This window comes from Pseudomonas agronomica (genome assembly GCF_025917275.1).
Lineage (GTDB): Bacteria > Pseudomonadota > Gammaproteobacteria > Pseudomonadales > Pseudomonadaceae > Aquipseudomonas > Aquipseudomonas agronomica.
The window spans coordinates 1-2126 of the sequence record NZ_JAOSHO010000688.1 but is presented as its reverse complement, the minus strand read 5'-3'; the positions used below and the strand labels follow the sequence as shown (position 1 = coordinate 2126).

Genomic DNA, 2126 nt, shown 5'->3' with positions numbered 1-2126 from the left:
CGGGAGCAAGCTCCCTCGCCACAATAAAGATACATGCGATTATTGGTGAAATTTCAGGAACCAAAGACATGACCGAAGACACCATCAAACGCCGGGCCCGGGGATTGGATCGGGCGTTCGATATCCTCGATTTCCTCAAGGAAATCGGCCAGCCGCTGCGCCCGAACGACATCGCCAGCGGCATCGGCAGCCCCAAGTCCACGGTCTATGAACTGGTGGCGTCGCTGCTGGAACGACGCATCCTCGAGCCGGTGGGCAAGGACGGCCATGTCTACCTGGGGCGCCAGTTGTACTTCCTCGGCCAAGCGCATCTGCGGCACTTCGACCTGAGCCGCGAGGCTGACCAGGCCTTGCAGGATATCGTCCGGCAGACCCGGGAAACCGCGCAGATGTGCCTGCTCAACGGGCGCAAATACACGGTCGCGCTGATGAAGGAAGGCGAGCGGCATTTCCGCATTTCCTCGGACATCGGTGAGAACGCGCCGATCCCCTGGACCGCCTCCGGGCGCCTGTTGCTGGCGCATTTGAGCGACCAGCAGATCATCGACCTGATCGACCCTGACGATTTCATCCTGCCGGACGGCGAGCGCTTGCCCCTGGAGCAATTTCTCAAGGAAATCCGCCAGGCTGGCGTCGATGGATTCTTCTCCTTCGACAGCGTCGCCGACACCTTCACCCATTGCTTCGCCGCACCGGTCAAAGACCCCAGCGGCGTTGCCATCGCGACCCTGTGCATCGTCGCCCCGAGGGCTGACGCCAAGAACAATTACGCCGACTACCGCCGGGTGCTGATCGAAAGCGCCAACCACCTGGCCCGTCGCATCAACGAATAGACAGCCACGGCTGTGTGAGGAGTTCGAACATGTCTTCTGCCATCGATAACGCATGCGTCGAGAAGGGCGCCGCTGCCGTGGGCGCTCATCTGTTGCGGGACGTCAGCCTGCCGGCACTGGTGCTGCACCGCGAGGCGCTGGAGCACAACATTCGCTGGATGCAGGCATTTGTCAGTGACAGCGGCGCCGAGCTGGCGCCCCACGGCAAGACCAGCATGACCCCGGCGCTGTTCCGCCGCCAGCTCGAAGCCGGCGCCTGGGGCCTGACCCTCGCCACGGCAGTGCAGACCCGTGCTGCTTACGCCCATGGCGTGCGGCGGGTGCTGATGGCCAATCAACTGGTCGGCAAACCCAACATGGCATTGATTGCCGATCTGCTGGCCGACCCGGCGTTCGAATTCCATTGCATGGTCGATCATCCGGACAATGTCGCTGACCTGGGCGCTTATTTCGCCTCTCGCGGCGTGCGGCTCAATGTGATGATCGAGTACGGCGTCGTCGGCGGTCGTTGCGGGTGTCGGAGCGAAGCCGAGGTGGTGGCGTTGGCCGAGGCCATCGGTGCACAACCGGCGCTGGCCTTGACCGGCATCGAAGGCTACGAAGGGGTGATTCACGGCGACCACGCCATCAGCGGCATTCGCCAATTCGCCGCATCGCTGGTGGGGCTGGCCATGCAGTTGCAGGACAGCGGCGCATTCGCCATCGCCAAGCCGATCATCACCGCCTCGGGTTCGGCCTGGTACGACCTGATTGCCGAATCCTTCGAGGCCCGGAATGCCCAAGGGCGTTTCCTCAGTGTGCTGCGTCCCGGCAGTTACGTGGCCCATGACCATGGCATCTACAAAGAGGCCCAGTGCTGCGTGCTGGAGCGGCGCAGCGACTTGCACGAAGGCTTGCGCCCGGCCCTGGAAGTCTGGGCCCACGTGCAGTCGATGCCGGAGCCGGGCTTCGCGGTGATCGCCCTGGGCAAGCGCGACGTGGCCTATGACGCCGGGCTGCCGGTGCCGCTCGAGCGCTACAAACCAGAGGCTGATTCGGTGACGGGTGACGATGTCAGCGCTTGCAAGGTGACGGCGGTGATGGACCAGCATGCGTTCATGACGGTGGCGCCGGGGGTCGAGCTGCGGGTGGGGGACATCATTGCGTTCGGGACTTCCCACCCGTGCCTGACGTTCGACAAGTGGCGGGTAGGGTGCCTGGTGGATGAGGGGTTGCGGGTGGTTGAGGTTATGGAGACCTGCTTTTAGGACTTGGGACCGAGTCGCGGCTATCGCGAGCAAGCTCGCTCCCACA

Annotated in this window: 2 protein-coding genes; both read left to right on the top strand. The window is 63.6% G+C overall.

Annotated features, from left to right (window positions below; translation table 11 throughout):
* The first annotated feature begins 68 nt into the window (after positions 1 to 68).
* Complete coding sequence (locus OC610_RS26190) at positions 69 to 833, top strand: IclR family transcriptional regulator (RefSeq protein WP_264431992.1); 765 nt, start codon at positions 69 to 71, stop codon at positions 831 to 833.
* Between the two features lie 29 nt (positions 834 to 862).
* Entirely contained in the window at positions 863 to 2080 is a 1218-nt protein-coding gene (locus tag OC610_RS26185; protein ID WP_264431990.1) for an amino acid deaminase, read from the top strand.
* The last annotated feature ends 46 nt before the right edge of the window (positions 2081 to 2126 follow it).